Below are 26,659 nucleotides of genomic sequence, written 5' to 3'. Positions count from 1 at the left end.
ACGTCATGGCAAAAATGCAAGCAAAAGTCCAGCAGGACGAACGCGACGACGGCCTCCGCGAGAAGATGATCTCGGTCAACCGTGTCACCAAGGTGGTGAAGGGTGGCCGGATTCTCGGTTTCGCTGCGCTGACCGTGGTTGGTGACGGCGATGGCCGCATCGGCATGGGCAAGGGCAAGGCTAAGGAAGTGCCGGTTGCAGTTCAGAAGGCAATGGACGAAGCCCGTCGCAAGATGGTCAAGGTCTCGCTGAAGAACGGCACGCTGCAACACGAAGTCGTTGGCAAGCACGGCGCCGCCAAGGTGCTGATGATGCCGGCCAAGGAAGGTACCGGCGTGATCGCTGGTGGCCCGATGCGCGCGATTTTCGAGGTGATGGGCGTGACCAACGTCGTGACCAAGTCGCACGGCTCGACCAATCCGTACAACATGGTTCGCGCCACGCTGGACGGTCTTCAAAAGATGAGCACGCCGGGCGAGATCGCCGCAAAGCGTGGCAAGTCTGTTGAAGACATCCTCGGTTAAGGAGTCGGACGAAATGTCGCAACAAACCGTAAAAGTGCAACTCGTGCGCAGCCTGATCGGCACGCGTGAGGATCATCGCGCCACCGTCCGTGGCCTGGGCCTGCGCCGTATCAATTCGGTGTCGGAGCTGCAGGACACGCCCGCCGTGCGCGGCATGATCAACAAGGTCTCGTACCTGGTCAAGGTTCTGGCCTGAGTCCCGGGACACGGAGAGCAAGATGCAACTCAACAACCTGAAACCGGCTGACGGTTCGAAGCACGCCAAGCGTCGCGTCGGCCGCGGTATCGGCTCCGGCCTGGGCAAGACTGCCGGCCGTGGTCACAAGGGTCAGAAGTCGCGTTCGGGCGGCTTCCACAAGGTCGGCTTCGAAGGCGGTCAAATGCCGCTGTATCGTCGCCTGCCGAAGCGTGGCTTCACGTCGCTGACGAAGGCCTTCAACGCCGAAGTGACCCTGCGTGATATCGAGCGCCTGGAAGCCACCGAGGTGGACCTGCTGGTTCTGAAGCAAGCTGGCCTGGTGGCTGAGCTGGCCAAGAGCGCCAAGGTCATCAAGGCTGGTGAGCTGACCCGCAAGGTTACGATCAAGGGTCTGGGCGCCACCGCTGGTGCCAAGGCTGCGATCGAAGCCGCCGGCGGTCAGATCGCGGCGTAATTTAGCAGCAGATTTCGCAGCATAGGCGAGTCACAGTCGGAGCATCGTTTGGCCACGGCGAAACCCAATGCAAGCACGCAAGCCAAGAACACGGCGAAGTACGGCGACCTAAAGCGCCGGCTGATGTTCCTGGTGCTGGCCTTGATCGTGTACCGCATCGGAGCGCATATTCCGGTGCCGGGAATCGATCCGGAACAGCTTGCGAAGCTTTTCCAGAGTCAGTCAGGTGGCATCCTCGGGATGTTCAACCTGTTCTCGGGCGGTGCGCTGTCGCGCTTTACCGTCTTCGCGCTCGGCATCATGCCGTACATCTCGGCGTCGATCATCATGCAATTGCTGACGATCGTGCTGCCGCAGCTGGAGTCGTTGAAGAAGGAAGGGCAGGCGGGTCAACGCAAGATCACGCAGTACACGCGCTACGGCACGGTGGTTCTGGCCACTTTCCAGGCGCTGTCGATTGCGGTCGCGCTGGAATCTCAGCCTGGTCTGGTGATCGATCCGGGCCTGATGTTCCGGGCTACGGCAGTGATCACGCTGGTGACCGGTACGATGTTCCTGATGTGGCTGGGTGAGCAGATCACCGAGCGGGGTCTGGGCAACGGTATCTCGATCATCATCTTCGGCGGTATCGCAGCGGGCTTGCCCAACGCGATCGGCGGGCTCTTCGAACTGGTTCGCACTGGTTCCATGAGCATCATTGCTTCGATCCTGATCGTGGCAATCATCGCCGGTGTTACCTTCGCCGTGGTGTTTGTCGAGCGTGGCCAGCGCAAGATCCTGGTGAACTATGCCAAGCGTCAGGTCGGCAACAAGGTGTATGGCGGTCAATCGTCGCACCTGCCGCTGAAGCTGAACATGGCAGGGGTGATTCCGCCGATCTTCGCATCGTCGATCATCTTGTTCCCGGCGACCATCGCGGGCTGGTTCACGTCTGACTCGACGAGCGCTGCCGGCCGGTTCATCAAGGACCTGGCTGCGACGCTTTCGCCGGGACAGCCGGTCTACATCCTGCTGTACGCTGCTGCAATTATATTTTTCTGCTTCTTCTATACGGCTCTTGTGTACAACAGCCGGGAAGTCGCGGACAACCTGAAGAAAAGCGGTGCCTTCATTCCGGGCATTCGTCCGGGCGAGCAGACGACGCGCTACATCGACAAGATTCTTGTCCGTCTGACGCTGGCTGGTGCGATCTACATCACACTGGTCTGCCTGTTGCCGGAATTCCTGGTACTGCGCTGGAACGTTCCGTTCTATTTTGGCGGAACCTCGTTGCTGATCATCGTGGTCGTCACGATGGACTTCATGGCCCAGGTCCAGTCCTATGTCATGTCGCAGCAATATGAGTCCCTGCTGAAGAAAGCGAATTTCAAGGGTAATCTGACCTTGCGCTGAAGCCGGGTCGGTACAGGCTAGGTATGGCAAAAGACGACGTCATCCAGATGCAGGGGGAGGTCCTGGAAAACCTCCCCAACGCGACGTTCCGCGTCAAACTGGAAAACGGCCATGTGGTGCTGGGCCATATCTCCGGCAAGATGCGAATGAACTACATCCGGATTCTTCCGGGTGATCGGGTGACGGTTGAACTGACCCCATATGATCTGTCACGCGCGCGCATCGTCTTTCGGACGAAGTGAAGCGAACAGGAATTGAAGGAAGAGGAAAATCATGAAAGTGCTGGCTTCTGTTAAGCGCATTTGCCGCAACTGCAAAGTTATCAAGCGCAACGGTGTCGTGCGCGTGATCTGCTCGTCGGATCCCCGCCACAAGCAACGCCAAGGCTAATCGGAAAGAGGATTGACGAATGGCACGTATCGCAGGGGTTAACATCCCGAACCATAAGCATACCGAGATTGGCCTGACGGCTATTTACGGTATCGGCCGCTCGCGCGCCCGCAAGATTTGCGTGGCCACCGGCGTTCCCTTTGACAAGAAGGTCAAGGACCTGACCGACGGCGACCTGGAAAAGCTTCGTGACGAAGTAGCCAAGGCCACGGTTGAGGGTGACCTGCGTCGTGAAACCACGATGAACATCAAGCGTCTCATGGACCTTGGTTGCTATCGTGGCGTCCGTCACCGCAGGGGTCTCCCGATGCGCGGTCAGCGCACCCGCACCAACGCCCGTACCCGCAAGGGTCCGCGTAAGGCCGGCGTGGCTCTGAAGAAGTAAAGCCGAAGGCAGAGGAAGAAACTAATGGCAAAAGGTCCGAATAACGCCGCCCAGCGCGCGCGTAAGAAGGTCAAGAAGAACGTTGCCGACGGCATTGCGCACGTCCACGCTTCGTTCAACAACACCATCATCACGATCACCGACCGTCAGGGCAATGCCCTGGCATGGGCAACCTCGGGTGGCCAGGGCTTCAAGGGTTCGCGTAAGTCGACGCCCTTCGCAGCTCAGGTTGCTGCAGAGAACGCCGGCCGCGTGGCGCAAGACCAGGGTATCAAGAACCTGGACGTGCGCATCAAGGGCCCCGGCCCTGGCCGTGAATCGGCTGTGCGCGCGTTGAACGCGCTCGGCATCAAGATCTCGATTATCGAAGATGTGACGCCAGTGCCGCACAACGGCTGCCGTCCGCCCAAGCGTCGTCGGATCTAAGCGCCGGTGTGATACCCGGGCTGCGGGTGAGGTCTTCCTCGCCCTCTGCCCGGTGTGGTAGCATCGCACGTTGACCTGCTGCATATGCTTTGCGGCAGGTTTTCGTTTTGCGTTTTTGTGTCTGGTGATTGGCCTGCTGGTCTGTCGCCTGGTGCAAATAGCCAGTCATATGCTTTTGCGCGTGTCCTTTAGGGGAATGCGCTGGATAAGCCCACCGTCTGCCACTCACGCGTCCCTCAAACGGGCGGAGAAGGCGGACTCGCGGCGCGTCAAACAAGGCGCCGCGATCGATCAGGAAGGAAGATAAAGTGGCACGTTATATCGGCCCGAAGGCCAAACTCTCCCGCCGTGAAGGTACCGACCTGTTCCTGAAGAGCGCACGCCGCTCGCTTGCAGACAAGTGCAAGCTGGACAGCAAGCCGGGCCAGCATGGCCGCACCTCGGGTGCACGTACCTCCGACTACGGCAACCAACTGCGCGAAAAGCAGAAGGTCAAGCGTATCTATGGCGTGCTCGAGCGCCAGTTCCGCCGCTACTTCGCTGAAGCCGACCGCCGCAAGGGCAACACCGGCGAGAAGCTGCTGCAACTGCTGGAATCGCGCCTGGACAACGTCGTGTACCGCATGGGCTTTGGCTCGACCCGCGCTGAAGCGCGCCAGCTGGTGTCGCACAAGGCGATCCTGCTGAACGGTCAAGCCCTGAACGTGCCGTCGGCACAAGTCAAGGCTGGTGACATCATCACCATCCGCGAGCAGTCGAAGAAGCAAGTCCGTATCGCCGAAGCGCTGTCGCTGGCTGAGCAATCGGGTTTCCCGGCATGGGTTGCCGTGGACGCGAAGAAGTTCGAAGGCACATTCAAGCAAGTGCCGGATCGCGCCGATATCTCGGGTGACATCAACGAAAGCCTGATCGTCGAGTTGTATTCGCGTTAATCACTCGAATTCTGACCGACACCATCGAACGGCCAGGGGCTTGCGTTTCCCGCCAAGCTTCACATTCAGCCCGACGCGCTGCCGCGCGTCGGGCTTATTGCCCATCGTGCGATGGGATTTTCAGGTTCCAAACGTCAGCCTTATCGGTGTAACGAGCCGAGGGTATTGAAAAGGACAACCTAATGCAAACAGCACTACTCAAGCCTAAAATTATTGCCGTGGAGCCGCTCGGCGACCATCACGCGAAGGTCGTGATGGAGCCGTTCGAGCGTGGCTATGGCCATACGCTCGGTAACGCCCTGCGTCGCGTGCTGCTGTCGTCGATGGTCGGTTATGCCCCGACCGAAGTCACGATCGCTGGGGTGGTCCATGAGTACTCCACCATCGATGGCGTGCAGGAAGACGTAGTCAACCTGCTGCTGAATCTGAAGGGTGTGGTCTTCAAGCTGCACAACCGCGACGAAGTCACGGTCTCGCTGCGCAAGGAAGGCGAAGGCGTTGTGACGGCTGCCGATATCGAGCTGCCCCACGATGTCGAGATCATCAACCCCGGCCACGTGATCGCTCACCTGTCGGCCGGCGGCAAGCTCGATATGCAGATCAAGGTCGAACAAGGCCGTGGTTATGTGCCGGGCAACGTGCGCAAGTTCGGCGACGAAGCGGGCAAGGTCATTGGCCGCATCGTGCTGGACGCTTCGTTCTCGCCGGTGCGCCGCGTTTCGTACGCAGTCGAATCGGCTCGTGTGGAACAGCGTACCGACCTCGACAAGCTGGTGATGAACATCGAAACCGACGGCGTGATTTCGCCCGAAGAAGCGATTCGTCAATCGGCGCGCATCCTGGTCGACCAGTTGTCGGTGTTCGCCGCGCTGGAAGGCACCGAGTCGTCGGCGGAAGCCGCTTCGAGCCGCACGCCGCAGATCGATCCGATCCTGCTGCGCCCGGTCGATGACCTGGAGCTGACCGTGCGTTCGGCCAACTGCCTGAAGGCCGAAAACATCTACTACATCGGCGACCTGATCCAGCGCACCGAGAATGAGCTGCTCAAGACCCCGAACCTGGGTCGCAAGTCGCTCAACGAAATCAAGGAAGTGCTGGCTTCGCGCGGTCTGACCCTCGGCATGAAGCTCGAGAACTGGCCGCCCGCAGGGCTGGAGAAGTAATAGCCAGGCGCGGTGGCGGGCTTGCCCAGCCGCCGCGCCAGGTCATCGCGGCGACCGGCATGTGCCGGCTGCCTTAATAGACTACCGGCCCGCGCCGAACCGGAGATTGCTCCGGCCAAGCGATAGAAGAGCTGGTCAAACATTGCAATAAAGGAATCATCATGCGTCACCGTCATGGTTTGCGGAAACTGAACCGCACCTCGTCGCACCGCCTCGCGATGCTGCGCAACATGTCCAACTCGCTGTTCCAGCACGAGCTGATCAAGACCACCCTGCCCAAGGCCAAGGAACTGCGCAAGGTTGTCGAGCCCCTGATCACGCTGGCCAAGAAGGACACCGTTGCCAACCGCCGCCTGGCTTTCGCCCGTCTGCGCGACCGCGACATGGTCACCAAGCTGTTCAACGAACTCGGCCCGCGTTACAACGCGCGTCCGGGTGGCTACACCCGTATCCTGAAGTTCGGTTTCCGCCAGGGCGACAATGCGCCGATGGCGCTGGTCGAGCTGGTTGACCGCCCGGAAATCACCGAAGCGCCGGCTGAAGAAGCAGGCGAATAAGGTTGATTCCGTCCCGGCCCGCTTGCGACCGTTGGTCGCGGCGAGCCGCGCGGACACCGCTTACAATCGAGCCAGGCTACATGCCTGGCTCTTTTGTTTTCCGGGGCTGGCGCGCCAGGGTCTGGCCGCCGGGCCGGCTGTGGCCTGGGAGGACGATCTGATGAGCGAAGCAATCTTGGTGATGACATCGCTGCCGGACGCCGAGTCCGCGGGGCGTGTTGCAAGGGCCGTGCTGGAGTCGAGGTTGGCGGCATGCGTGAACCGGCTGGCGCCGTGCGAGTCCGAGTACTGGTGGCAAGGTGAGATCGAAAGCGCACGCGAGTGGCCGCTGATGATCAAAACCACCCAGGAGCGTTATGCCGCGCTGGAGGCAGCGATTCGGCTCGCGCACCCCTACGAGGTGCCTGAGATCGTGGCAATGCCGCTGGTCGCGGGATTCGCGCCTTATCTGGCCTGGGTGGCGCACGAGACCCGAACGGCCACAGACGAAGGCGACAGTGCGTAAGGATGGCGGTCGCTGCGCCGACTCACACTGATGCTGGCAATAAAGCACCGCGGCCGGTGACCGGCGCTATGATGCGAGCGCAATGCGGATACGACGAATGACATTTCAAAGGCAGGGCATGAGTTTCGGTGTGAGCGCGAACGCGTCGGGTGGTTCGGGGGCTGGGCAAGCCGTGCGGCATAGTGCCGCAGTGCGGCTGCTGATCATGCTGCTGGCCTCACTCTGGCTGTGCCTCGCCGGCGTAGCGCATGGCGCCGATGACGACTTCTTGCCGCCGGAACAGGCCTTCCGGTTTGCTGCCCATCAGGTCGATGCGAAGACGATCGAGGTTCGCTTCGACGTGGCGGATGGCTATTACCTCTACCGCGATCGCTTTGCCTTTGCGGCGCAGCCTGCATCCGTCAAGCTCGGTGCGCCGGTGTTCCCGCCCGGCAAGGTCAAGTTCGACGAGACATTTGGCAAAGAGATGGAAACCTATCACGGCGGGCTGACCATCCGCGTGCCGGTGGAGTCTGCACCGGCCGACGGCAAATGGTCGCTGGTGGTGACTTCCCAGGGCTGTGCCGACAAAGGCCTGTGCTATCCGCCGCAGGAAAGTGTGTTCAAGGTCGGCGGTGGTGTGCTTGACGGATTGTTCGGCAAACGGGCACCGGCGGATTCCAGCAGCATCGGCAACAACCCGGCCGCCGCAAGCGGCGACGCGGCCGGCCCCTCCCCCGCCCTGCTGGCCCCGACGGCCGACGAGAACGACCGCATCGCCGGCGCCCTGGCCAGCCGCAACCTCGGCGTGATCGCAGCGCTGTTCTTCGGCCTGGGCCTGCTGCTGACCTTCACGCCGTGCGTGTTGCCGATGGTGCCCATCCTGTCGTCGATCGTGGTGGGCGAGCACGTTACGCGCAAGCGTGCCTTGCTGGTATCGCTGTCCTATGTGCTCGGCATGGCAGTGGTCTACACGGGGATCGGCGTGGCGGCGGGCCTGCTGGGTGAGGGCCTCTCCGCGGCGCTGCAGGCGCCGTGGGTGCTGGCTGCCTTTGCGCTGCTGATGGTGGCGCTGTCGCTGTCCATGTTCGGTCTCTATGAGCTGCAGCTGCCGCAGCACTGGCAGACCCGGCTGACGGCATCGTCCAACCGCCGCCAGGGCGGGCAGCTTGCCGGTGCCGCAGCCATGGGCGCAATCTCCGCGCTGATCGTCGGGCCGTGCGTGACGGCGCCACTGGCCGGCGCGCTGGCCTATATCGCGCGCACTGGCGATGCTGTGGTCGGCGGCGGTGCGTTGTTTGCCATGGCGCTCGGCATGGGCGTGCCGCTGGTGCTGGTGGGCGTGGGAGCGGGCAACCTGCTGCCGCGCGCCGGACGCTGGATGGAGACGACCAAGCGCTTCTTCGGCTTCCTGCTGCTGGGTGTGGCGCTCTGGATGGTGAGCCCGGTGCTGCCCGCGTGGGCGCTGATGGCGGGCTGGGCTGCGCTGCTGCTGGTTGGTGCGGTCTTCCTGAGCGCCTTCGATTCACTCGGCCCAGATGCGCATGGCCTGGCCAGGGTAGGCAAGGGCCTGGGCCTGCTGGCGGCGCTGGCAGGCGCCATCCTCCTGGTCGGGCTGGCCTCCGGCGGCCGGGACCCCCTGCAGCCGCTGGCGCACCTGAGCGCCGCGCGCTCGGCGCCGGAAGCGGCGGCCGGCGGCGCGTCCGACGTACGGTTCGAGCGCGTCCGCTCAGTTGCGGAGCTCGATGCACGCGTGGCGCAGGCCGCTGCCGCCGGCAAGCCGGTGCTGCTCGATTTCTATGCGGACTGGTGCGTGAGCTGCAAGGAGATGGAACGCTTCACATTTACCGATGAGCGCGTGCGGGCGCGGCTGTCCGAGGTTGTGATGCTGCAGGCGGATGTCACCCGGAACAACGCCGATGACCGCGCGCTGCTCAAGCGCTTCGGCCTGTTCGGCCCCCCGGGCATCATCCTGTACGGCGCCGACGGGCGCGAGCGGCCGGTCCGCGCGATCGGCTACCAGCCGGCCACACGGTTTCTCGACACGTTGTCGCGCGCGCTCGATACCAAGGCTAGTACCTGAGACATACCTGAAATACCCGAGGCGCCAGCTTCGGCTGGCGTCGGCTAGCTTTGCTCCAGCCGGCGCCCTAGCGCCCATACCGCGGCCAGCACCACCACCACCGCCCCCATCAGCCCCAGCGACCACCAGAAGCCCTGGGGCTCGCGCAGCCACGGCATGCGGTCGAAGTTCATGCCGAAGATGCCGGTGATCAGCGTGAGCGGCATGAACAGCGCGGTGATCAGCGTCAGCGTGCGCATGGTGCGATTGGTGCGGTGCGCCACCGAAGAGAAGTGAATCTGCACCGCGGACTCGATCGAGTCCTCCAGCCGCCGCGCATGGGCGAGCACGCGCGAGACGTGCTCCATCACGTCGTTGATCCGCACCAGCAGCGCATCGTCGCGGCCCGCCGTGCTTGGCGTACCTGGAGTGCCTGTGGCGGGCCCTTCACTCGCGATGCTATAGCTGTTGTCGAGCAGGCTGTCGCGGAACTCTTGCAGCGCGTCGTGCTGCTCCTCGCACAGGTGCTCCAGCCGCCGCAGCTCGATGCGGGCATCGAGCAAGCCTTCCCAGCTGGAAAAGCTGCGCCGCGCGTTAAGCAGCGCGCGCTGCCACCGGTCGAGCTGGCGCGTCAGCGGCGCACGCAGGTCCAGGTAGCGGTCGACCATGGCGTTGAGCAGCCGCAGCATCAGGTCTTCCGGGCGCGTTGGCGGGCGGATGCCATGCACCAGCGCGGCGTGGCCGTTGGCCCGTGTCTTTGACGCCGCTTGCGGCCGCGGCGCCTGGCACAGTTCAAGCAGGCGCTGGCGCACCTGGTCCAGCGTGCGCGATTGCGCGGGCCGTACCGTCAGCAGCACGTTGTCAAAGACGAAGAACGTGACCGGCTGGGTATCGATCTTGGCTAGCGCGGGCAGGAAGCCCGGCGGGTAGCGGCGCGGCTTGGCTGAGGTACTGGGTCTTGCCGCGGATTGCGGGCCGGCTGTCGCGCAGGCCGTGGCCGAAGCCACGGGCTGGCCCGGCATCGTCGGCATGTCCATCGCGGCGGTGGCTGAGGCCGCCGCCGTTGCCGTCGTGCTCGTACTCGTTCCGGATGCCGCCGCCCCCTCTGCGCCAGCCTCGGCGATCAGCCGGCTGGTCTCGAAGGTAAGCTTGCGGAAGATCACCATGTCGTAGGCATGCGTCGTATCGAAATACGACGGATGCGACGGGTTGGTGGCATCGATGAGATGCAGGTCCAGCACCGGGGCGCCCGTCAGCGCCTGGACGCTGTCGCGCCAGGCCGTCGGCGCGGCGCTGATTTCCTCGATCGGCGTGTCGACCCAGACGAAACGGGCCGCTGCATTGCCGGCGAGGAAGTCGCGCGCCGCGTCGAGCGAGGCGAGCGGATGGACCTGGCTGGCGGAAAAGCCTAGCAGCTGCATCCGGGCCGGTTCAGCGCGTGAGCAGGCGAGCGGCGTCGCGTGCGAAATAGGTCAGGATGCCATCGGCGCCGGCGCGCCGGAAGGCCAGCAGCGATTCCATCATGACCTTGTCGTGATCCAGCCAGCCATTCTGGGCTGCGGCCTTGAGCATCGCGTACTCGCCGCTGACCTGGTAGACGTAGGTGGGGAAACGGAACTCGTCCTTCACGCGCCGCAGGATGTCGAGGTAAGGCATGCCGGGCTTGACCATCACCATGTCAGCGCCTTCCATGATGTCCTGCGCCACTTCGCGCAGGGCTTCGTCGGAGTTGGCCGGGTCCATCTGGTAGGTCATCTTGTTGCCCTTGCCCAGGTTGGCCGCCGAGCCCACCGCATCGCGGAACGGGCCGTAGAAGGCCGAGGCGAACTTGGCCGAGTACGCCATGATCCGGGTATGGATATACCCGCCGTCTTCCAGCGCCGCGCGCACGGCGCCGATGCGCCCATCCATCATGTCCGAGGGCGCCACGATATCCACGCCGGCCGCAGCCTGCGTCAGCGCCTGCTTGACCAGGATCTCCACGGTGACGTCGTTGATCACGTAGCCGTCGTCATCCAGCACGCCGTCCTGGCCGTGGCTGGTGTACGGATCCAGCGCCACGTCGGTCAGCACGCCCAGTTCCGGGAATCGGTCCTTGAGCGCGCGCACGGCGCGCGGGATCAGGCCTTCGGCGTTGGTCGCCTCGATGCCGTCGGGCGTTTTCAAGACCGGATCGATCACCGGGAACAGCGCGATGACCGGGATGCCGAGTTTCACGCAGTCTTCCGCCACCGGCAGCAACAGGTCAATCGACAGACGCTCCACGCCGGGCATGGACGCCACGCTCTCACGCTGGTTTTGGCCGTCGACGATGAATACCGGATAGATCAGGTTATCTGGCGACAAGCGGTTCTCGCGCATCAGCCTGCGTGAGAAATCATCACGGCGCATGCGGCGCGGACGGTACTCGGGAAAAGTGGACATGGCTTGAGAGGAGTCGGAAAAGAAGTGCGGGAGTCTGCCGGGCGGCTGGCGCGATGTGGCTGGCGAGTGCCTGAGCAGGCCGCTTGCGAAAGAAAAACTAAACTTTTGATCTCGCCCGCTATCATACTCGCGGACACTCTGCGTTGCGCTCGCGTGATGCAGCGTCCCCCGCTACTCCTCCCTGAGCGGGTACCCGCCCTTAACCGGTGGGAAAGTTCGCCCCCGTTGCTTGCAACGGGGTTTTTTTTGCCCGCTCGTGTACCGGTGCAATTGCCGGTTCGGCAGGGGGGCAGCGCAGGAGTGGGTACGCGCAGGGGGGCGGAGGATCAGTTCGCGGGCGCTTCGGGGGGGATATCGCCAGCATCCGGTTCGGCTTGCGGCGCTGCCGCGGCCTTGCTGTCCGTGGCCACCGGGGGCAGGGCCTCGGGCAGGGACAGCCAGCCCGCCACCACGCGCTGGGCTTCCTCGATGCCGCGGCGCTTCAGGCTGGAGAACAGCTGCGCGGTCAGGGGGACGGGCGTGTCGAGCTGTTCCGCGTAGCCGGCCAGCACCTTGCGGGTTTCGCGCAGGGCCAGGGCGTTCTCGCTGTTGGTCAGCTTGTCAGCCTTGGTCAGCAACACGTGAATGGGCCGGCCCGTGGGCAGGAACCACTCGACCATCTGGCAATCCAGGTCGGTAAAGGGGCGGCGCGCGTCCATCATCAGCACCAGGCCGGACAGTTGCGAGCGGGTCTGCACGTAGTCGCTTAGCAACGCTTGCCAATGGAACTTGGCCGACCCCGAGACCTGCGCATAGCCGTAGCCGGGCAAGTCGACGAGGAAGGCGAGCGGGTCCGGCGCCTTGACCGGGGCCACGCCGAAGAAGTTGATGTGCTGGGTGCGGCCTGGCGTGCGCGACGAAAAAGCCAGCCGCTTCTGGTTGCACAAGATGTTGATGGCGGTGGATTTGCCGGCGTTGGAGCGGCCGGCGAACGCCACTTCCGGCACAGCCGTGGCAGGCAGGTCGCGCAGATGATTGACGGTAACGAAAAAGCGGGCCTGATGTAGGAGGGACATGCGCTTGGGCGATGGGGCGGGTGGGGGCGGGCTGCCGCCTGGATTCAGGCGGGTTCGCCGGCGTCACCGCGCCGATGTGAGTGAGGTGGGCGGCACATGCGGCCGCCTGGATGGCCGGGGCTGGCGTCTGGCCGCGTCGCGGCGCGCACATCCTCTATCCGGCACACGATTTATTGTACAATAACGCGGTTAACGGCCTCTCGATTAGGTGACGCGCGGCATCCTTGGTCGCGCATTTATCTGGCAGGGAAGTCTTGCGTGTCCGTTCCATCGTGGTAGCAAGCCTGTTGGTCTAGTCCCTGTTATGGCGCCGAAGCCTGGCGCCAGCGCAAGAGGGCCAACCGGGGGTCTGGGCCTGCTACCGGGATATTCGCACGGTCTGCCGCTCTCGTTCGCATGGGGGCGGTGCCATCCGGCTTTCGCCTGGGCGTTTTCTAGCTTCAGGCGAGCCGGCGGTCCGTCGTGATGAATTTCCGATGTCAAAGTGCCTGTCCATCGCGTCCTCACCGCGGGCAGTGTGCTGAACGGCGTGCCCCATGGAATTCAAAACAATTCAGACAAGGTGTGCGAATGAACCGCATTGCGAAACTTCTGGCTGTTGTGGCGCTGGCTCTGCCGGCAACTGCCATGACCGGTCTGGCATCTGCCGCAGAGCAGGCCGCCGCAAAGGCTGATCCGGCCAAGGGCGAAACCCTCTACACGCAAGGTGCCCCTGATCGCAATGTCCCGGCTTGCCTGAGCTGCCATGGCGCCAACGGCAACAGCGGCGGCGCCGCCAACCCGAAGCTGGCCGCCCAGCATCCGGAATACGTGCACAAGCAGCTCGACGACTTCAAAGCCAAGGCTCGCAACAACGCCATCATGTCGCCGTACGCGGCCGCCTTGTCCGAGCAGGAAATGAAGGACGTCGGCGCCTACCTGGCCAAGCAGACCCAGAAGCCTGCCACCGCCAAGAACAAGGACACCATCGAAGCCGGCCAGAAGATCTACCGCGGTGGCATCGCGGCCAAGGGCGTGCCGGCCTGCGCGGCTTGCCACGGCCCCACCGGCGCCGGCATTCCGGCCCAGTACCCGCGCATCGGCGGCCAATGGTCCGAGTACACTGAAGCGCAACTGGTTGCGTTCCGCCAGGGCACCCGCAAGAACAATCCCGTGATGACCACCATCGCCGCCAAGATGTCGGACGCCGAGATCAAGGCTGTGGCCGATTACGTCGCAGGGATTCGCTAAGTCGTTCCGCGCCGGGTAGCCGGAGCACTGCAGCGGGCCTCGTCACTCGCGAGGCACCACGCCCAGGTGCAACCAAGCAGCCCGGCAACAATCGAAGAGGGTGGCCTGCGCGAGCAAGTCCACCCTTTTTCATTTCAAGGCCGAGGGCCCCACTGCACATGTCCACCGCTTCCACGTCAGGACTGCACCTGAAGACTTCTCACCGCCTGCTACGCGACGCGGTTGAGCTGCTGTCCTCGATGCGTTTCGCTATCGCGCTGCTGACGGTGATTGCGATTGCCAGTGTGGTCGGCACCGTCCTCAAGCAGAACGAGCCCTATCCCAACTACGTGAACCAGTTCGGCCCTTTCTGGGCTGACCTGTTCCACGCGCTGTCGTTGCAAAAGGTTTACAGCTCCTGGTGGTTCCTGCTGATCCTGACCTTCCTGGTGATTTCCACCTCGCTTTGCCTGACCCGCAATGCGCCCAAGATGATCAAGGATATGCGCTCGTGGAAGGACCACGTGCGTGAGCGCAGCCTGCGGTCCTTCCACCATCATGCCGAGTTCGATTCAGGCCGCCCCCGCGCCGATGCGGTGACGCGCCTCACCGCGCTGCTGGCCAATCGCGGCTACCGCATCAAGAGCGTTGCGCATGAAGGCGCCACCTTGCTGGCCGCCAAGGCGGGCGCGGCCAACAAGCTCGGCTACATCCTCGCGCACACCGCTATCGTGGTGATCTGCGTCGGCGGCCTGCTCGATGGCGACATGCTGATCCGCGCGCAGATGTGGTTTGGCGGCAAGAGCCCGATCAGCGGCAACGCAGTAATCAACGACATCCCGCCTGAGCACCGCTTGTCGGTCAACAATCCGGGCTTTCGCGGCAACGCCTTCGTGCCGGAAGGCTCGACGGTGTCCACCGCTATCCTGAATATCTCGGACGGCGCGCTGGTGCAGGACCTGCCGTTCAATATCACGCTGAAGAAGTTCACCGTCGAACATTACTCGACCGGCATGCCCAAGCTGTTCGCCTCCGACGTGGTCATCACGGACCGCGCCACCGGCCGCAAGACCGAGGCCACCATCAAGGTCAACGAGCCGCTGGTGGTGGATGGCGTGGCCATCTACCAGTCCAGCTTCGAGGATGGTGGCTCCAAGCTGAAGTTCGTTGGCTACCCGATGCAGGGTATTGGCGACAAGACCTTTGCCTTTGCCGGCACCGTGGGCGCCAACGCGCCACTGACCGGCACGGGCAACGCGGCCGACGCCGAGGGGTTGACGGTCGAGTTCAGCGATTTCCGCCTGATGAATATCGAGAACGTCACCGATGCATCGGGCAAGCCGGACGCGCGTGGCGTTGCGCGCAAGTCGCTCAACGAGAAGCTCGAGTCTCACCTGGGCTCGGCGGTCAATCCTGACCGTGCGAAGGAGTTGCGCAACGTTGGCCCTTCGGTGCAGTACAAGTTGCGCGACCGCAACGGCCAGGCCCGCGAATTCAACAACTACATGGTGCCGGTGCAACTCGATGGCCAGTCGGTCTTCCTTGCCGGCATGCGGGATACGCCTAGCGAGCCGTTCCGCTACCTGCGCATCCCGGCCGACGAGCAAAACAGCGTGGCGGACTGGATGCGCCTGCGTGCCGCGCTCCAGGACCGCGCGATGCGCAGCGAAGCCGCGCGCCGCTTCGCACTTGCCTCGATGCCGGGCGATGGCCGCGAAGTTTTGCGCGGCCAGCTGGCCGAGAGCGCCCTGCGTGCGCTCGACCTGTTTGCAGGTGCCTCGCGCAGCAACCCGCAAGCCCCGCCGGGCGGCTTCACCGCGATTGCCGCCTTTCTGGAAAAGTCCGTGCCGCCGGCCGAGCAGCAGAAAGCCGCGGATGTGCTGCTGAAGATCCTCAATGGCTCGATGTGGGAACTCTGGCAGTTGGCGCGCGCGCAAGACAAGCTGCCGGTGGTGCCAAATAGTGCCCAGAGCGGCGCTTTCATGCAGCAAGCCATCAATGCGCTGTCCGACAGTTTCTTCTACACCGCGCCGGTTTTCCTGCAGCTCGACGACTTCACGGAAGTGAAGGCCAGCGTGTTCCAGATGACCCGTGCACCAGGGAAGAACATCGTGTATCTTGGCTGTCTGCTGTTGGTGCTGGGCGTGTTCTCGATGTTCTACATCCGCGAGCGCCGCGTCTGGCTCTGGGTGAAGGATCCCGCGGATCCCGCGGACCCCGCGGGAACCGCCGGCGGGCAGGGCGCCGCCAGCCATGTGCTGATGGCCATGTCCACGCAGCGCCGTACACTGGATTTCGAGAAAGAGTTTGTCGCGCTGCGCGACGATGTAGGCCGTGCCGCCGGCAGCATCGACACGGCCGGCGCCCGCAATTAAGCAGGAACCACTATGTCTTCGAATGTGAATCGGGCCCGGCCGGGCATGCACGAGAGTCCGGCGGGCGTTGCCGCGAGTGACGCCGAGCAGGCCTACCTGGAGCCGTCGTTCCTGCGCCGGCTGGGCTGGGTCGACTGGCTCTTTGCCTTGATGCTGGCAGTGGGCGCGGGCTTCGCGCTGGCGCGCTACGGCGAGTGGATGAATGTCTACGACAAGGGCGTGCTGATCGCCGCGGTGCCTACCTTCGCGCTGCTGGGATGGCACTGGAAGCCGGTGCGGCTGCTGATGGTGACGCTGACCGTGTTGTCGCTGTTCGCGATCCAGCTCTACCAGGGCCAGTTGCCGCGCGCCGAGCAGGCCTTCTTCCTCAAGTACTTCCTGTCGAGCCAGTCCGCCATCTTGTGGATGAGCGCCCTGGTGTTCCTGTCCACCCTGTTCTATTGGGGCGGCTTGCTGGCGCGCTCGGAGACCGGGCTGCAGATCGGCAGCAAGATGGTCTGGGCAGCGGTGGTGCTGGGCTTTACCGGCATGCTGGTGCGCTGGTACGAGTCCTACCTGATCGGCGCCGACATCGGCCACATCCCCATCTCCAATCTGTACGAAGTGTTCGTGCTGTTCACGCTGATCACCTCGTTGTTCCACCTGTATTACGAAGGCCGTTACAAGACCCGTGCGCTGGGGCCGTTCGTGATGCTGGTGGTATCGGCGGCGGTGGGTTTCCTGCTGTGGTATACGGTCAGCCGCGACGCGAGCGAAATCCAGCCGCTGGTGCCAGCGCTGCAGAGCTGGTGGATGAAGATCCACGTGCCGGCCAATTTCATCGGCTACGGCACCTTCGCCCTGGCCGCCATGGTGTCGGTGGCCTACCTGCTCAAGCAGCACGGCATTCTCGCCGAGCGTCTGCCCTCGCTCGAAGTGCTCGACGATGTGATGTACAAGTCGATCGCGGTGGGCTTTGCCTTCTTCACCATCGCCACCATCCTGGGCGCGCTGTGGGCGGCGGAGGCCTGGGGCGGCTACTGGAGCTGGGACCCCAAGGAAACCTGGGCGTTGATCGTCTGGTTGAACTACGCGGCCTGGCTGCATATGCGGCTGATGAAGGGCCTGCGCGGCACCATGGCGGCCTGGTGGGCGCTGGTGGGTTTGCTGGTCACGACCTTCGCCTTCCTGGGCGTCAACATGTTCCTTTCCGGCTTGCATAGCTACGGCGAACTCTGATCCGGGTGTTGCGCCGCAACGAGAAAACCTGCCCATCCCCCGATGCGGCAGGTTTTTTTTCGCCCGAATGGAATAAAGCCGTCACATCCGGTGTTTACTGAAGGGACGGCGCCGGCTGGCGGTGCCGCATCGCATGGAGATCGACATCATGGCCCTTTCCCGTCCCAACGCAGTAGTCGCTTCCCTCGCATCGTTGTCCCGTCCCGCCGTGCTCGCGCTCGCTTCCGCCGCGGTCCTGCTGTCCGCCTGTTCGGGCATGGGCAGCATGGGTGGCATGGGTAGCAGCGCCGGCAATATGCCGCCCACGGTGAAAGTTGCCGGTGGCACGTTGACCGATCCCCAGGGCCTGACGCTCTACACGTTCGATCGTGACACGGCCGGCAAGAGCGCTTGCAATGGCGGCTGCGCCACCAACTGGCCACCCCTGATGGCCGCGCCCGGCACCAGCGCCACGGGCGACTACAGCGTGATCACGCGCGACGATGGCGGCAAGCAATGGGCCTATCGCGGTAAGCCGCTCTACCGTTTCTCCAAGGATGCCAAGCCGGGCGACCGCGCGGGCGACAACTTCAACAACGCCTGGCACGCGGCAACGCCTTGATACGGGTGAGGGCGGCCTGACGGCATGGACGGCTTCGACCGCCAACTGGTGGCGCTGGCGCCGCGCTTGCGGCGCCACGCCCGGGGCCTGACCGGTGACGCGGCGTCCGCCGACGACCTGGTGCAGGACACGCTCGAGCGCGCGCTGCGCTACCGCTGGCGCTTTCGCCTGCGCGCGGGCGCCTGGTGGGGCGATGGCGCGGATGGACTGCTGTCTTGGCTGCTGACCATGATGCACCGGCTGCGTGTGAACGCGTACCGTCGCGCCGACCTGGTGACTTATACCGACACGCTGCCCGACGTACCCAGTGCTGCGCCTGAGCCCGGCCTGCGGCTGGACTTGGCGCGGGCGCTGGCCCGCTTGCCCGAGGCGCAGCGCGCGGTGATGCTGCTGGTCGGCCTGGAGCAGCTTAGCTACGCCGAGGCGGCGCAGGTGCTGGCGGTGCCGGTGGGCACCGCGATGTCGCGGCTGTCGCGGGCTCGGGAGCAGATGCGCATGCTGATGGACGGCGCGCCAGCCAAGGCGGCCGAGGCGAACCCGCAGGCCGCCGGCCGCGCGGCCGGACTGCAGCGAGTCAAATGATGTCCCCAGTCAACGAAGCCGATCTCCACGCCTATGCCGATGGCCAGCTCGATCCCGCCCGACGCGCCGAGGTGGAGGCGTACCTGGCCGCCCATCCCGAGGCCGGGGAGCGCGTGGGAGGCTGGCGGCGGCAGACAGAAGAATTGCACGCGGCATTCGACGGCGTGCTCAATGAATCCGTGCCGCTGGCGGCACTTCCATCAAGGCTGCGCGGCAGTCGCCGCGATGCGGCGCGGCGACCCACTGGCTGGAGCATGGCGCTGGCCGGCAGCCTTGCCTCGCTGGCGGTAGGCGGCGCAATCGGGTGGATTGCGCACGATCGCGCGGACACGCTGGCGGCCGGGGCGCCGTCGGTGGAGCGCTTCGCGCGCGAAGCGCTGGCCAGCCATGTCGTCTATGCGCCGGAGGTGCGCCATCCGGTCGAGGTGGCGGCCACCGATGAAGCCCATCTTGTTGCCTGGCTGTCCAAGCGCCTGGGGGCACCGCTGCGGGTGCCGGACCTGCGCGCCCAGGGATTCCACCTGATCGGGGGCCGTCTCGGGGTGGCCGAGGGCGGCCCGTCGGCCATCCTGATGTACGAGGCCGACGACGGCACCCGGCTGTCGCTGCAACTGCGGCACATGGCGCGCGACACGCCCGATACGGGCTTCCGGCTGGAGCGCATGGGCCCGGGGCCAAGCGAGCGTCCCGCCGCTGCGGCGCGTACCATGGCCTTTTACTGGGTAGACCGGGATCTTGGCTTCGCGTTGGCCGGGCCGCTGGAACGTGCACCCTTGCTGGCACTGGCGGAGGCTGTTTACCGGCAGTATCAGGGCGGTTGAGCCTCACACATGCGTTGCGCGGGGCACCCTGCATCCGTTTGCCGGCCACAATGCATACGAAGGCCGGGCGAGGCGACGACGACGGGCCTTAAAGAAAGATGTCAGGATTCCCTCGCTCCAACCGACTCAAGCGCAAGTCCAATCGTGCAGGGGGGCCCCGCCCGGGCCAGGCACGAACGGTGAACCGCATTTTGCATATGGCACGCAACGAGGAACAACGATGCTGATCCCCTCTCCGAAATGGCTACGCGGCGACGACATTGCCGCCAGCGAGATCACGCCCCGCGGTGTTTTCGACGCGCGGCGCCGCCTGCTGGCGCTGGCTGCCGCGGGCGCAACGGGGAGCACGCTGGCGCCATGGTTCGCACGTGATGCGCATGCCCAGGCGCCGCGCGGGCAGAGGCTGCCGGCCACGCCCAACAATGCCTACGTGGTGCCCGAGAAGCGCACGCCTTACGAGGATGTCACCACGTACAACAACTACTACGAATTCGGTACCGACAAAGCGGACCCGGCGCACAATGCCGGCACGCTGCGGACCCGGCCGTGGCAGGTCGCGGTCGAAGGCCTGGTGAAGAAGCCCAAGGTCTACGACATCGACGAACTCGTGCGCCTGATGCCGATGGAAGAGCGGGTCTACCGGCTGCGCTGCGTCGAGGGCTGGTCGATGGTGATTCCGTGGAGCGGCTACGCGCTGGCCGAGCTGGTCCGCCGCGTCGAGCCGCAGCCGGGCGCGAAGTACGTGGAGTTCGTCACGCTCAACGACAAGAAGCAGATGCCGGGCGTCAGCGCTCGCGTGCTGGACTGGCCCTACACCGAAGGCCTGCGCATGGATGAGGCGATGCACCCGCTGACCTTGCTGGCCTTTGGCCTGTACGGAGAGGTGCTGCCCAACCAGAACGGCGCGCCCGTGCGTGTGGTGGTGCCTTGGAAGTACGGCTTCAAGAGTGCCAAGTCCATTGTCAAGATCCGCTTCGTCGACAAGCAGCCCGCCACTAGCTGGAACCTGGCCGGGGCGCAGGAGTACGGTTTTTACTCCAACGTGAACCCGGACGTGGATCACCCGCGCTGGAGTCAGGCCACGGAGCGCCGCATCGGCGAGGACAAAGGCAGCGGCTTTGGCGCGCTGTTCGCGCCCAAGCGCAAGACGCTGCCATTCAACGGCTACGCGCAGCAGGTGGCATCGCTGTACCAGGGCATGGACCTGCGGAAGTTCTTCTGATGGCGCCACCGGATATGTCCCCATCGCGCCTGGCAGTGCGCCCGTCGCGGGCGGCCGGGCAGCGCGGGCTCGCGATGCTTGCGCCGGAACGCGTGCGCACGGTGAAGGTGGCGGTGTGGCTGCTTGCCGTGCTGCCTTTCTTGCGGCTGCTTTATCTCGGCTTTGCCGATCAGTTCGGCGCCAATCCGCTGGAGTTCGTCACGCGCTCGACCGGCACCTGGACGCTGGTCATGCTGTGCGTCACGCTGGCGGTGACGCCGCTGCGCCGGCTCACGGGTTGGAACTGGCTGATCCGGCTGCGCCGCATGCTCGGGCTCTTTGCCTTCTTCTACGCGCTGCAGCATTTCCTGTTGTGGCTTGCCGTGGACCGGGGCTTCGATGTGGCCTACATGATCAAGGACATCGCCAAGCGCCCCTTCATCACGGTGGGGTTTGCCGCCTTCGTGCTGATGGTGCCGCTGGCGGCCACCTCGGCCAATGCCATGGTCAAGTGGCTGGGTGGCAAGCGCTGGCAAGGGCTGCACCGGGCGGTGTACGCCATCGCCGTGCTGGCGATCCTGCACTACTGGTGGCATAAGGCAGGCAAGCACGACTTTGGCACGGTATCGATCTATGCCGCCGTGGTGTTCGGCTTGTTGGCGATGCGGGTCTGGTGGTGGTGGCGCAAGCCCGCAACGGGCCTCAACGCACAGCGGTAGAGCTCAAAGGTAGAGCGTGATTTCGCGCTCGGCAGGGCGGGGCGGCTGCCCAGCTTGGGGGAGCCATAGGGATTCAAGATGGCCCCGGACCAGGTCCAGCTCCGTCGAGCAGTGGCGCCGCCCCGGAAAGCGCCGCAGGTTGTCGGATTGCAGCGCCAGCATTGCTTGGTCCTGACACGCCACGCGCCTCAAGAGGGGCCATGCCAGCAACCGCACCGCCCATGCCGGCGCCCATCGCCCGGCCACGTGCAGGGTGGCAAATACGTGGGTTTGCGTCGTGCTTTCCGGTGTGAAATTCAGCGTGATCCAGAGCCGGCTGCCGTTGGCGTAGCGATAGTCGATCTGGGCCGTGCCCGCGCCGCTGAAATGCGCGCTCTCGCCGGTCCGTGGCGACTCGAACAAGCGATACAGCAGCCCGGACTGCATCGGCTGGTCGAGGTAGTCGACCGTGAACCCCCGTGGCGTATTCGACAAGCGGGCCCGCACCGGCGCGCGTTCGCCATCCTTGCGCACCAGCCCAGGATGCACCGTGTGCGTGTGCAACGGATCCAGGAAGTTCTCGATCGCGTCCAGCACATGGGCTTGCCAGCGGCTTTGCCACAGGAAGCGCCGGGAGCCGGCGGGCAGGGTGGCGACCGGCGCCGGCAGTGAGCGCGAGTCCTGCGCGGCTTGGCTGTCGGCCGCGGGCATCTCCGGGCCCGGCCGCAGCCAGACCAGCCCGTCATGCTCCAGGACCGGCAGGCGACGCACGCCAACCTGCGGCAGGCAGGCTTCGGGCGCCAATCCGGGCACCGCGCTGCAGCGCCCGTCCGCGCCGAAGGTCCAGCCGTGGTACGGGCAGCTCACGCCAAGCGGGCCGATGCGCCCATGCGACAGCGGCGCTTGCCGGTGCGGGCAGCGGTCCTCGCAGGCCAGGATCTCGCCGGAGGGCAGGCGTGCCAGCATCAGTGGGCGATCCAGCACCGTGACCGCCAGCGGGCGGGTATGCAGCGCACTGCTGCGCGCCACGGCGAACCATTGCGAGAAGACGGATTCTGGCCAGGGTGTGGATAACGTCATAGCTGGAACCGTTGCATGACAGGCACCCCGACGTGCGTGGCCAGCGAGCGCAGCAGCCCGATGCCGGCGCGCAGCGGCAGCGCCAGGTGCGCCGCATACACCGCGCTGTATTCGATTGCCGCCTGGCCGCCGCGCAGGCGCTTGAAGTGGCCCGCGCCAGCGCTCAGGTTGATGCCACAGCCGGTCTCGATGGCGCGCGCGAACACCGTTGCCATCAGCAGCCGGTACAGCCCCAGCGGGGCCGGCAGGGCCGTGTTGTAGCCGACCACCGGCGCGGTGATGATGCCGCCCTGCACGAACAGGCCCACCACGGCCTGCAGTTGCCCTTGCCTGTCGCGCCAGCCATGCAACTCCAGCAGCCCCGCCTCATGCCAGTGGCGCATGAAGGCGGCGGTGTAGTGCGGGTTGAGGCGGGAGTATTTGTCGAGGTACAGCAGCCCGTAGAGGGCGGCGATCCGCTCGTAGTCATCCTCCCGGCCGGCGGCTGCCCCGATGCTTTCGTTGCCGGCTCGTGCCAGCTCGGAGCGCTGCATCTCGCGCAGGTCGCGCTTGAGGTTGGCATGGCGTCCCTTGGCCAGGTCCGCGGCCTCGAAGCACCACACCTGGCGGCTCGGTACCAGGCTGAAACCCTCGGCCGCCAGTGCCGCCAGCCAGTCGGGGTGCTGGCGCGTATTGAGCGAGCGAAACCACAGCGCGTGGCGCGGCCAGCGGGCGCGGGCCTGGGCGATGGTGTGTTGCAGCGCGCTGGTGTCCAGCGCGGGATACAGGTTGGTCGACAGCAGCCAATTGTTGATGGCCACCGCGCGGTCGACGCCGGCAGCGCCCAGCCAGCGACCGTAGCCGCGGCACAGCAGGCGCAGCGGCAACGCCAGCGCGCCGTGCAGATGGCGGTCGATTTCCTCGCCCGCGTAGCGGCAATATGTGGTCAGCGGAGAGCAGACCCAGGCCGCGGTGGCATCGGCTTTGCCACTGTCAACCGTGACCGGCATGGCCCAATCGCCGGCACGGAGCAGGCCGACCTGGCTTTGCAGGTTGCGTACGAGTTGCGGGGTGGGCACCCGGGCATGCAGCGCCGACAGGCTTTGCGCGCAGCGATTGAATCGCGATGCTGCGCCGTTGTCGCCCGAGAGCATCGTCAAGGCGAGAGCTCCTCGCCATCCCATTCGATATCCCGCGTGGTGGCGGCCCGCAGGCTGCAGCGCCGGCTGAGGGCAAGCCGCCCGTAGGCGGCAAGATCGCGCAGGGCGCCCAGCAGCGGCGCGCGGTCGCCGGGCCGGGTGATCACGTCGTCGGCGCCGGCAAAGGCCCGGCGCCATTCTCCCAGCCTGCCGCGCCTTGCCATGTCGTAGAGCCCGGCACTCGCCATGACCGCGGTGATCATGCGCGGGCGCTGCGCCGATGGCGTGATGCAGTCACGCACGGCCGCGTCCCCGGCCAGCGCCGCCGGCACGGCGTCGTCCAGGCCGAACAAATGCAGGCCGCTGGTAGCGCGCGGGTTGCATTCGAGCACGGTGGGGTGGGCCGGATCGGCCTCGATCCAGTCGAAGGCGATCTGCCCGGTGAAGCCGATCCTGGCCACCAGCGTTTCGACGCAACGCTGGATAGCGGCGGATTCATGGTGCGCAAAGTAGAAGCTGGCGCTTTGGCTGAGCCGGTGGGCGGGGCGGTAGGCAGCGTGCGCGAGCAGCCGGCCTTGATGCGCGATGCTGTAGGAGCAGATTTCCGGCCCAGCCACAAAGTGCTGGGCCACCCAGCGGCCGTGTGCGGGCAGCGGCGGCGCAGCGGTGGGTACGCCTTGCGGGTACAGCCGCAGGTGTGCGCCGAAGCGGGAATACTCGGGTTTGAGCACCAGCGGCGTGGCGCCGGCCCAGGCGCGTGCCTGGCCGAGGCAGTCCACCAGCGCGCTGTCGGCGACGCGAAATCCGCACTCACGCGCCAGCGCCAGGAACTGCCACTTGCTGTGCAGGCCGCGCAGCTTGTCGAAGTCGTCGACGGCCACGGTGAGTGTTGCCGGCAGCTTGGCGCGGTGGCGGGAGAGAAAGAAGACTTCTTCGCAGGTTGGCACCACCAGGTCGATGCGATGCTGGTGCACGGCCTGGCGCAGGTCCTCGACAAAACGGGCCGGCTCGGTCCGCGGCGGCGCGAGCCGCACGGTGGCGCAGACGGCGCGCGATGCGCCGGCCGTATGGCAGGGGATGCTGTCCGCCACCACCGAGCGCCACCCCTGGCAGGCAAAGCGGCGCGCGTGATCGAGCGCCACGGGCGCGCGCCCGCCCAGGATCAGGACGCTGGGGGCCATTGGGGGGGCGCGAGTGGTGGCGCAGAGGGCGGGAGCTTAGCCTTGCAGCAGGCGTTCGTCGCGGAACAGGTCGGCCACGTGCTCGCGGCCGCGCACCAGGTGCACGTCGTCGCCGTCGACCATGACTTCGGCCGCGCGCGGGCGGGTATTGTAGTTGGAGCTCATGACAAAGCCATAGGCACCGGCCGACATCACGGCCAGCAGGTCGCCCGGCTGCACCGCCAGGGCGCGGTCGCGGCCGAGCCAGTCGCCGGATTCGCACACCGGGCCGACCACGTCGTAGGTCAGGGCGGTGGCCTGCGCAGCCTCGCGCAGCTGCACGGGCTCGATGCGGTGGTAGGCCTCGTACATGGCAGGGCGGGCCAGGTCGTTCATGGCCGCGTCGACGATGCAGAAGTTCTTGGCTGCGCCCGGCTTGAGGAACTCGACCTGGGTCAGCAGCACGCCGGCGTTGCCCACCAGCGAGCGGCCCGGCTCGAACAGCACCTCGCGATGGCCATGGCCGCGCTCGGCCACGCGGTCCAGCAGCGTGCGGGCAAAGCCGGTGATGTCCGGCGGGGTTTCGTCGTCGTAAGTGATGCCGAGCCCACCGCCTACGTCGATGTGTTCAAGGTTGATGCCTTCGCGTTCCAGCGCTTCCACCACGTCCAGCACCTTGTCCAGTGCTTCCAGGTAAGGGGCGACCTCGGTGATCTGCGAGCCGATATGGCAGTCGATGCCCGCGATATCCAGGTGCGGCAGCGCGGCGGCGGCGCGGTAGGTCGGCAGCACGTCCTCGAAGGCGACGCCGAACTTGTTGCCCTTCAGGCCAGTGGAGATATACGGGTGGGTCTTGGCGTCCACATCCGGGTTAATGCGCAGCGACACGCGCGCGCGCTTGCCCAGGCGGCCGGCCACGGCATTGAGGCGGTCCAGCTCGGGGATTGACTCCACGTTGAACGACAGCACATCGTGCTGGAGCGCCAGTTCCATCTCGGCGGTGGTCTTGCCCACGCCCGAGAACACTACCTTGCGCGGATCTCCGCCCACCGCCAGCACGCGCTGCAGCTCGCCGCCCGACACGATGTCGAAGCCCGCGCCGAGCCTGGCAAAGACCTGCAGGATCGCCAGGTTCGAATTGGCCTTCATGGCGTACTGCACGCGCGCGCGGCGCCCCTGGCACGCAGCGGCGTAGGCCTGGTAGGCGGCGGTCAGCGCGGCGCGCGAGTAGACGTAGGTAGGGGTGCCGTATTCGGCGGCAATACGCGCGAGCGGCACGTGCTCGACGCTCAGGGCGCCGTCGTGGCGATGGAAGAAGGCGGTCATGGTTATTTGGCGGTGGGAGTGGCGGCCGGCACTGCGTCCGGAGCCGTGGCGGGTGCCGCTGTGGCGGCGGAGCCCTTGGGGGCCGCCGGATTCGGCACGGCCGGGTTGCCCAGGCCTGGATCCGGTACGCCCGGCTGCGCCGGTGCGGGAGGCTGCTTGGGCATCGTCAGCGGGCCGCGGATGCCACATCCCGACAGCAGGGGCATCGCAAGGCTGGCGGCAAACGCCGATACAATCGCAACACGACGCAACATCGGGTCGTCCTTAAAATGTCGTTCAGGGTCGTCCCCGATCGTCCCGGAGTGTCCCTCAAGCGGAGCGCGGCGGGACCACCGGAAATACGAAGTACTTTTCAATACGCTGCCGGCTACGGCGCTACATCGCTATAGCGGCGCTGGCCGGCGGTCTTGGAGTTTAGCATGCCCCCCATGAGTGAAAGTGAGTTCCTGGCGCTGGCCAAGCAAGAGCTGGACCGGCTGGAAAGCGCGGTGGAAACCGCCGCCGACGCGGCCGACGCCGACATCGAAATCAACCGTGCCGGCAATCTCATGGAGCTCGAATTCGAAGACGGCTCCAAGATCATCGTCAACAGCCAGGCGCCCATGCAGGAACTGTGGGTGGCCGCGCGCTCGGGCGGTTTCCATTTTCGCCATGATGGCCAGCGCTGGGTCGATACGCGCGGCGGCGGTGAGCTGTATGCGGCGCTATCGGGCTACGTGAGCCAGCAGGCGGGGGTGACGCTGAAACTGGCCTGAGCGCTCTCGCCCAGGCACGAAAAAGCCGGCGCGAAGCCGGCTTTTTCATTGGCGGGAAGCTGTCCCGG

Annotated in this window: 30 protein-coding genes; 22 read left to right on the top strand and 8 right to left on the bottom strand. The window is 65.4% G+C overall.

The window, feature by feature from the left end:
* Window positions 1-5: 5 nt before the first annotated feature.
* The 13 genes from rpsE (at window position 6) to dsbD (ending at window position 8,989) form a co-directional block, all read left to right on the top strand.
* A complete protein-coding gene (gene rpsE / locus AC1RQC_RS30895) occupies window positions 6-524 on the top strand; it encodes a 30S ribosomal protein S5 (RefSeq protein WP_006160449.1) in 519 nt (172 codons plus the stop codon).
* 13 nt (window positions 525-537) lie between these two features.
* Entirely contained in the window at window positions 538-720 is a 183-nt protein-coding gene (rpmD, locus tag AC1RQC_RS30890; protein ID WP_006160440.1) for a 50S ribosomal protein L30, read from the top strand.
* Window positions 721-742: 22 nt separating this feature from the next.
* Window positions 743-1,177, top strand: coding sequence for a 50S ribosomal protein L15 (rplO, locus tag AC1RQC_RS30885; RefSeq protein WP_006160439.1), 435 nt, complete (start codon window positions 743-745; stop codon window positions 1,175-1,177).
* Between the two features lie 48 nt (window positions 1,178-1,225).
* Window positions 1,226-2,569, top strand: a complete 1,344-nt coding sequence (gene secY / locus AC1RQC_RS30880; RefSeq protein WP_006160437.1) for a preprotein translocase subunit SecY — start codon at window positions 1,226-1,228, stop codon at window positions 2,567-2,569.
* Window positions 2,570-2,592: 23 nt separating this feature from the next.
* Entirely contained in the window at window positions 2,593-2,811 is a 219-nt protein-coding gene (gene infA / locus AC1RQC_RS30875; protein ID WP_006160436.1) for a translation initiation factor IF-1, read from the top strand.
* 31 nt (window positions 2,812-2,842) lie between these two features.
* Complete coding sequence (gene rpmJ, locus AC1RQC_RS30870; RefSeq protein ID WP_006160433.1) at window positions 2,843-2,959, top strand: 50S ribosomal protein L36; 117 nt, start codon at window positions 2,843-2,845, stop codon at window positions 2,957-2,959.
* Between the two features lie 19 nt (window positions 2,960-2,978).
* The gene (gene rpsM, locus AC1RQC_RS30865) at window positions 2,979-3,344 is read left to right on the top strand and encodes a 30S ribosomal protein S13 (protein ID WP_006160431.1); all 366 of its coding nucleotides are present in this window, start codon (window positions 2,979-2,981) and stop codon (window positions 3,342-3,344) included.
* Between the two features lie 24 nt (window positions 3,345-3,368).
* Entirely contained in the window at window positions 3,369-3,770 is a 402-nt protein-coding gene (rpsK, locus tag AC1RQC_RS30860) for a 30S ribosomal protein S11 (protein ID WP_006160430.1), read from the top strand.
* Between the two features lie 308 nt (window positions 3,771-4,078).
* Window positions 4,079-4,702 (top strand): 30S ribosomal protein S4, encoded by a 624-nt coding sequence (rpsD, locus tag AC1RQC_RS30855; RefSeq protein WP_492376020.1) that lies wholly within the window; start codon window positions 4,079-4,081, stop codon window positions 4,700-4,702.
* Window positions 4,703-4,884: 182 nt separating this feature from the next.
* The gene (locus AC1RQC_RS30850; RefSeq protein ID WP_006160428.1) at window positions 4,885-5,865 is read left to right on the top strand and encodes a DNA-directed RNA polymerase subunit alpha; all 981 of its coding nucleotides are present in this window, start codon (window positions 4,885-4,887) and stop codon (window positions 5,863-5,865) included.
* A gap of 161 nt (window positions 5,866-6,026) precedes the next feature.
* Entirely contained in the window at window positions 6,027-6,422 is a 396-nt protein-coding gene (gene rplQ / locus AC1RQC_RS30845) for a 50S ribosomal protein L17 (RefSeq protein ID WP_006160427.1), read from the top strand.
* Between the two features lie 160 nt (window positions 6,423-6,582).
* On the top strand, window positions 6,583-6,927 hold the full coding sequence (gene cutA, locus AC1RQC_RS30840) for a divalent-cation tolerance protein CutA (RefSeq protein WP_441637904.1): 345 nt from the start codon (window positions 6,583-6,585) through the stop codon (window positions 6,925-6,927).
* A 118-nt stretch (window positions 6,928-7,045) separates the two neighbouring features.
* Entirely contained in the window at window positions 7,046-8,989 is a 1,944-nt protein-coding gene (gene dsbD / locus AC1RQC_RS30835) for a protein-disulfide reductase DsbD (RefSeq protein ID WP_492811683.1), read from the top strand.
* Window positions 8,990-9,033: 44 nt separating this feature from the next.
* Here the strand turns inward: dsbD and AC1RQC_RS30830 are convergent, their stop codons facing one another.
* The 3 genes from AC1RQC_RS30830 to yihA form a co-directional block, all read right to left on the bottom strand.
* Window positions 9,034-10,389 (bottom strand): magnesium transporter CorA family protein, encoded by a 1,356-nt coding sequence (locus tag AC1RQC_RS30830; protein ID WP_492885581.1) that lies wholly within the window; start codon window positions 10,387-10,389, stop codon window positions 9,034-9,036.
* A gap of 10 nt (window positions 10,390-10,399) precedes the next feature.
* Entirely contained in the window at window positions 10,400-11,392 is a 993-nt protein-coding gene (gene hemB / locus AC1RQC_RS30825) for a porphobilinogen synthase (RefSeq protein WP_492376018.1), read from the bottom strand.
* A gap of 326 nt (window positions 11,393-11,718) precedes the next feature.
* The gene (gene yihA / locus AC1RQC_RS30820; protein ID WP_492387272.1) at window positions 11,719-12,447 is read right to left on the bottom strand and encodes a ribosome biogenesis GTP-binding protein YihA/YsxC; all 729 of its coding nucleotides are present in this window, start codon (window positions 12,445-12,447) and stop codon (window positions 11,719-11,721) included.
* Window positions 12,448-13,017: 570 nt separating this feature from the next.
* Here yihA and AC1RQC_RS30815 point away from each other — a divergent pair.
* The 8 genes from AC1RQC_RS30815 to msrQ all read left to right on the top strand — a co-directional run bounded on the left by AC1RQC_RS30815 (window position 13,018) and on the right by msrQ (window position 21,173).
* Window positions 13,018-13,677: a c-type cytochrome gene (locus AC1RQC_RS30815; protein WP_492373440.1), complete on the top strand. Its 660-nt coding sequence runs from the start codon at window positions 13,018-13,020 to the stop codon at window positions 13,675-13,677.
* A 158-nt stretch (window positions 13,678-13,835) separates the two neighbouring features.
* Window positions 13,836-16,031: a cytochrome c biogenesis protein ResB gene (locus tag AC1RQC_RS30810; protein ID WP_492373441.1), complete on the top strand. Its 2,196-nt coding sequence runs from the start codon at window positions 13,836-13,838 to the stop codon at window positions 16,029-16,031.
* A 45-nt stretch (window positions 16,032-16,076) separates the two neighbouring features.
* Window positions 16,077-17,249: a c-type cytochrome biogenesis protein CcsB gene (gene ccsB, locus AC1RQC_RS30805; protein WP_416050398.1), complete on the top strand. Its 1,173-nt coding sequence runs from the start codon at window positions 16,077-16,079 to the stop codon at window positions 17,247-17,249.
* Between the two features lie 148 nt (window positions 17,250-17,397).
* Window positions 17,398-17,850 (top strand): COG4315 family predicted lipoprotein, encoded by a 453-nt coding sequence (locus tag AC1RQC_RS30800; RefSeq protein WP_492373442.1) that lies wholly within the window; start codon window positions 17,398-17,400, stop codon window positions 17,848-17,850.
* Window positions 17,851-17,874: 24 nt separating this feature from the next.
* Window positions 17,875-18,432 (top strand): RNA polymerase sigma factor, encoded by a 558-nt coding sequence (locus AC1RQC_RS30795; RefSeq protein WP_492885579.1) that lies wholly within the window; start codon window positions 17,875-17,877, stop codon window positions 18,430-18,432.
* Window positions 18,429-19,253: an anti-sigma factor family protein gene (locus tag AC1RQC_RS30790; RefSeq protein ID WP_492885577.1), complete on the top strand. Its 825-nt coding sequence runs from the start codon at window positions 18,429-18,431 to the stop codon at window positions 19,251-19,253. Before AC1RQC_RS30795 ends, AC1RQC_RS30790 begins: the two co-directional genes overlap by 4 nt.
* 220 nt (window positions 19,254-19,473) lie before the next feature.
* Window positions 19,474-20,475: a protein-methionine-sulfoxide reductase catalytic subunit MsrP gene (gene msrP, locus AC1RQC_RS30785; RefSeq protein ID WP_492885575.1), complete on the top strand. Its 1,002-nt coding sequence runs from the start codon at window positions 19,474-19,476 to the stop codon at window positions 20,473-20,475.
* Between the two features lie 14 nt (window positions 20,476-20,489).
* Complete coding sequence (gene msrQ, locus AC1RQC_RS30780) at window positions 20,490-21,173, top strand: protein-methionine-sulfoxide reductase heme-binding subunit MsrQ (protein WP_492811584.1); 684 nt, start codon at window positions 20,490-20,492, stop codon at window positions 21,171-21,173.
* Between the two features lie 3 nt (window positions 21,174-21,176).
* Here msrQ and AC1RQC_RS30775 read toward each other — a convergent pair whose 3' ends face one another.
* Genes AC1RQC_RS30775 through lptM form a run of 5 tightly spaced genes read right to left on the bottom strand, consistent with a single transcriptional unit; the run spans window position 21,177 to window position 26,090 of the window.
* A complete protein-coding gene (locus AC1RQC_RS30775; protein WP_492811586.1) occupies window positions 21,177-22,232 on the bottom strand; it encodes a Rieske 2Fe-2S domain-containing protein in 1,056 nt (351 codons plus the stop codon).
* Window positions 22,229-23,371: a GNAT family protein gene (locus AC1RQC_RS30770; RefSeq protein WP_492373446.1), complete on the bottom strand. Its 1,143-nt coding sequence runs from the start codon at window positions 23,369-23,371 to the stop codon at window positions 22,229-22,231. The genes AC1RQC_RS30775 and AC1RQC_RS30770 overlap by 4 nt, the downstream gene beginning before the upstream one ends.
* A complete protein-coding gene (locus AC1RQC_RS30765; protein ID WP_492373447.1) occupies window positions 23,368-24,531 on the bottom strand; it encodes an ATP-grasp domain-containing protein in 1,164 nt (387 codons plus the stop codon). Before AC1RQC_RS30765 ends, AC1RQC_RS30770 begins: the two co-directional genes overlap by 4 nt.
* A gap of 36 nt (window positions 24,532-24,567) precedes the next feature.
* On the bottom strand, window positions 24,568-25,836 hold the full coding sequence (gene lysA / locus AC1RQC_RS30760) for a diaminopimelate decarboxylase (RefSeq protein WP_492830515.1): 1,269 nt from the start codon (window positions 25,834-25,836) through the stop codon (window positions 24,568-24,570).
* Window positions 25,837-25,838: 2 nt separating this feature from the next.
* Window positions 25,839-26,090: an LPS translocon maturation chaperone LptM gene (lptM, locus tag AC1RQC_RS30755; RefSeq protein WP_492373449.1), complete on the bottom strand. Its 252-nt coding sequence runs from the start codon at window positions 26,088-26,090 to the stop codon at window positions 25,839-25,841.
* 165 nt (window positions 26,091-26,255) lie between these two features.
* On the opposite strand from lptM, the gene cyaY reads away from it, so the two are divergent.
* The gene (gene cyaY, locus AC1RQC_RS30750) at window positions 26,256-26,591 is read left to right on the top strand and encodes an iron donor protein CyaY (protein WP_492885572.1); all 336 of its coding nucleotides are present in this window, start codon (window positions 26,256-26,258) and stop codon (window positions 26,589-26,591) included.
* Window positions 26,592-26,659: the final 68 nt, after the last annotated feature.

This window comes from Cupriavidus sp. GW822-FHT03E04, assembly GCF_058801495.1.
The sequence above is the reverse complement of the archived record's forward strand: the minus strand, read 5'-3'. Positions and strand labels throughout refer to the sequence as shown.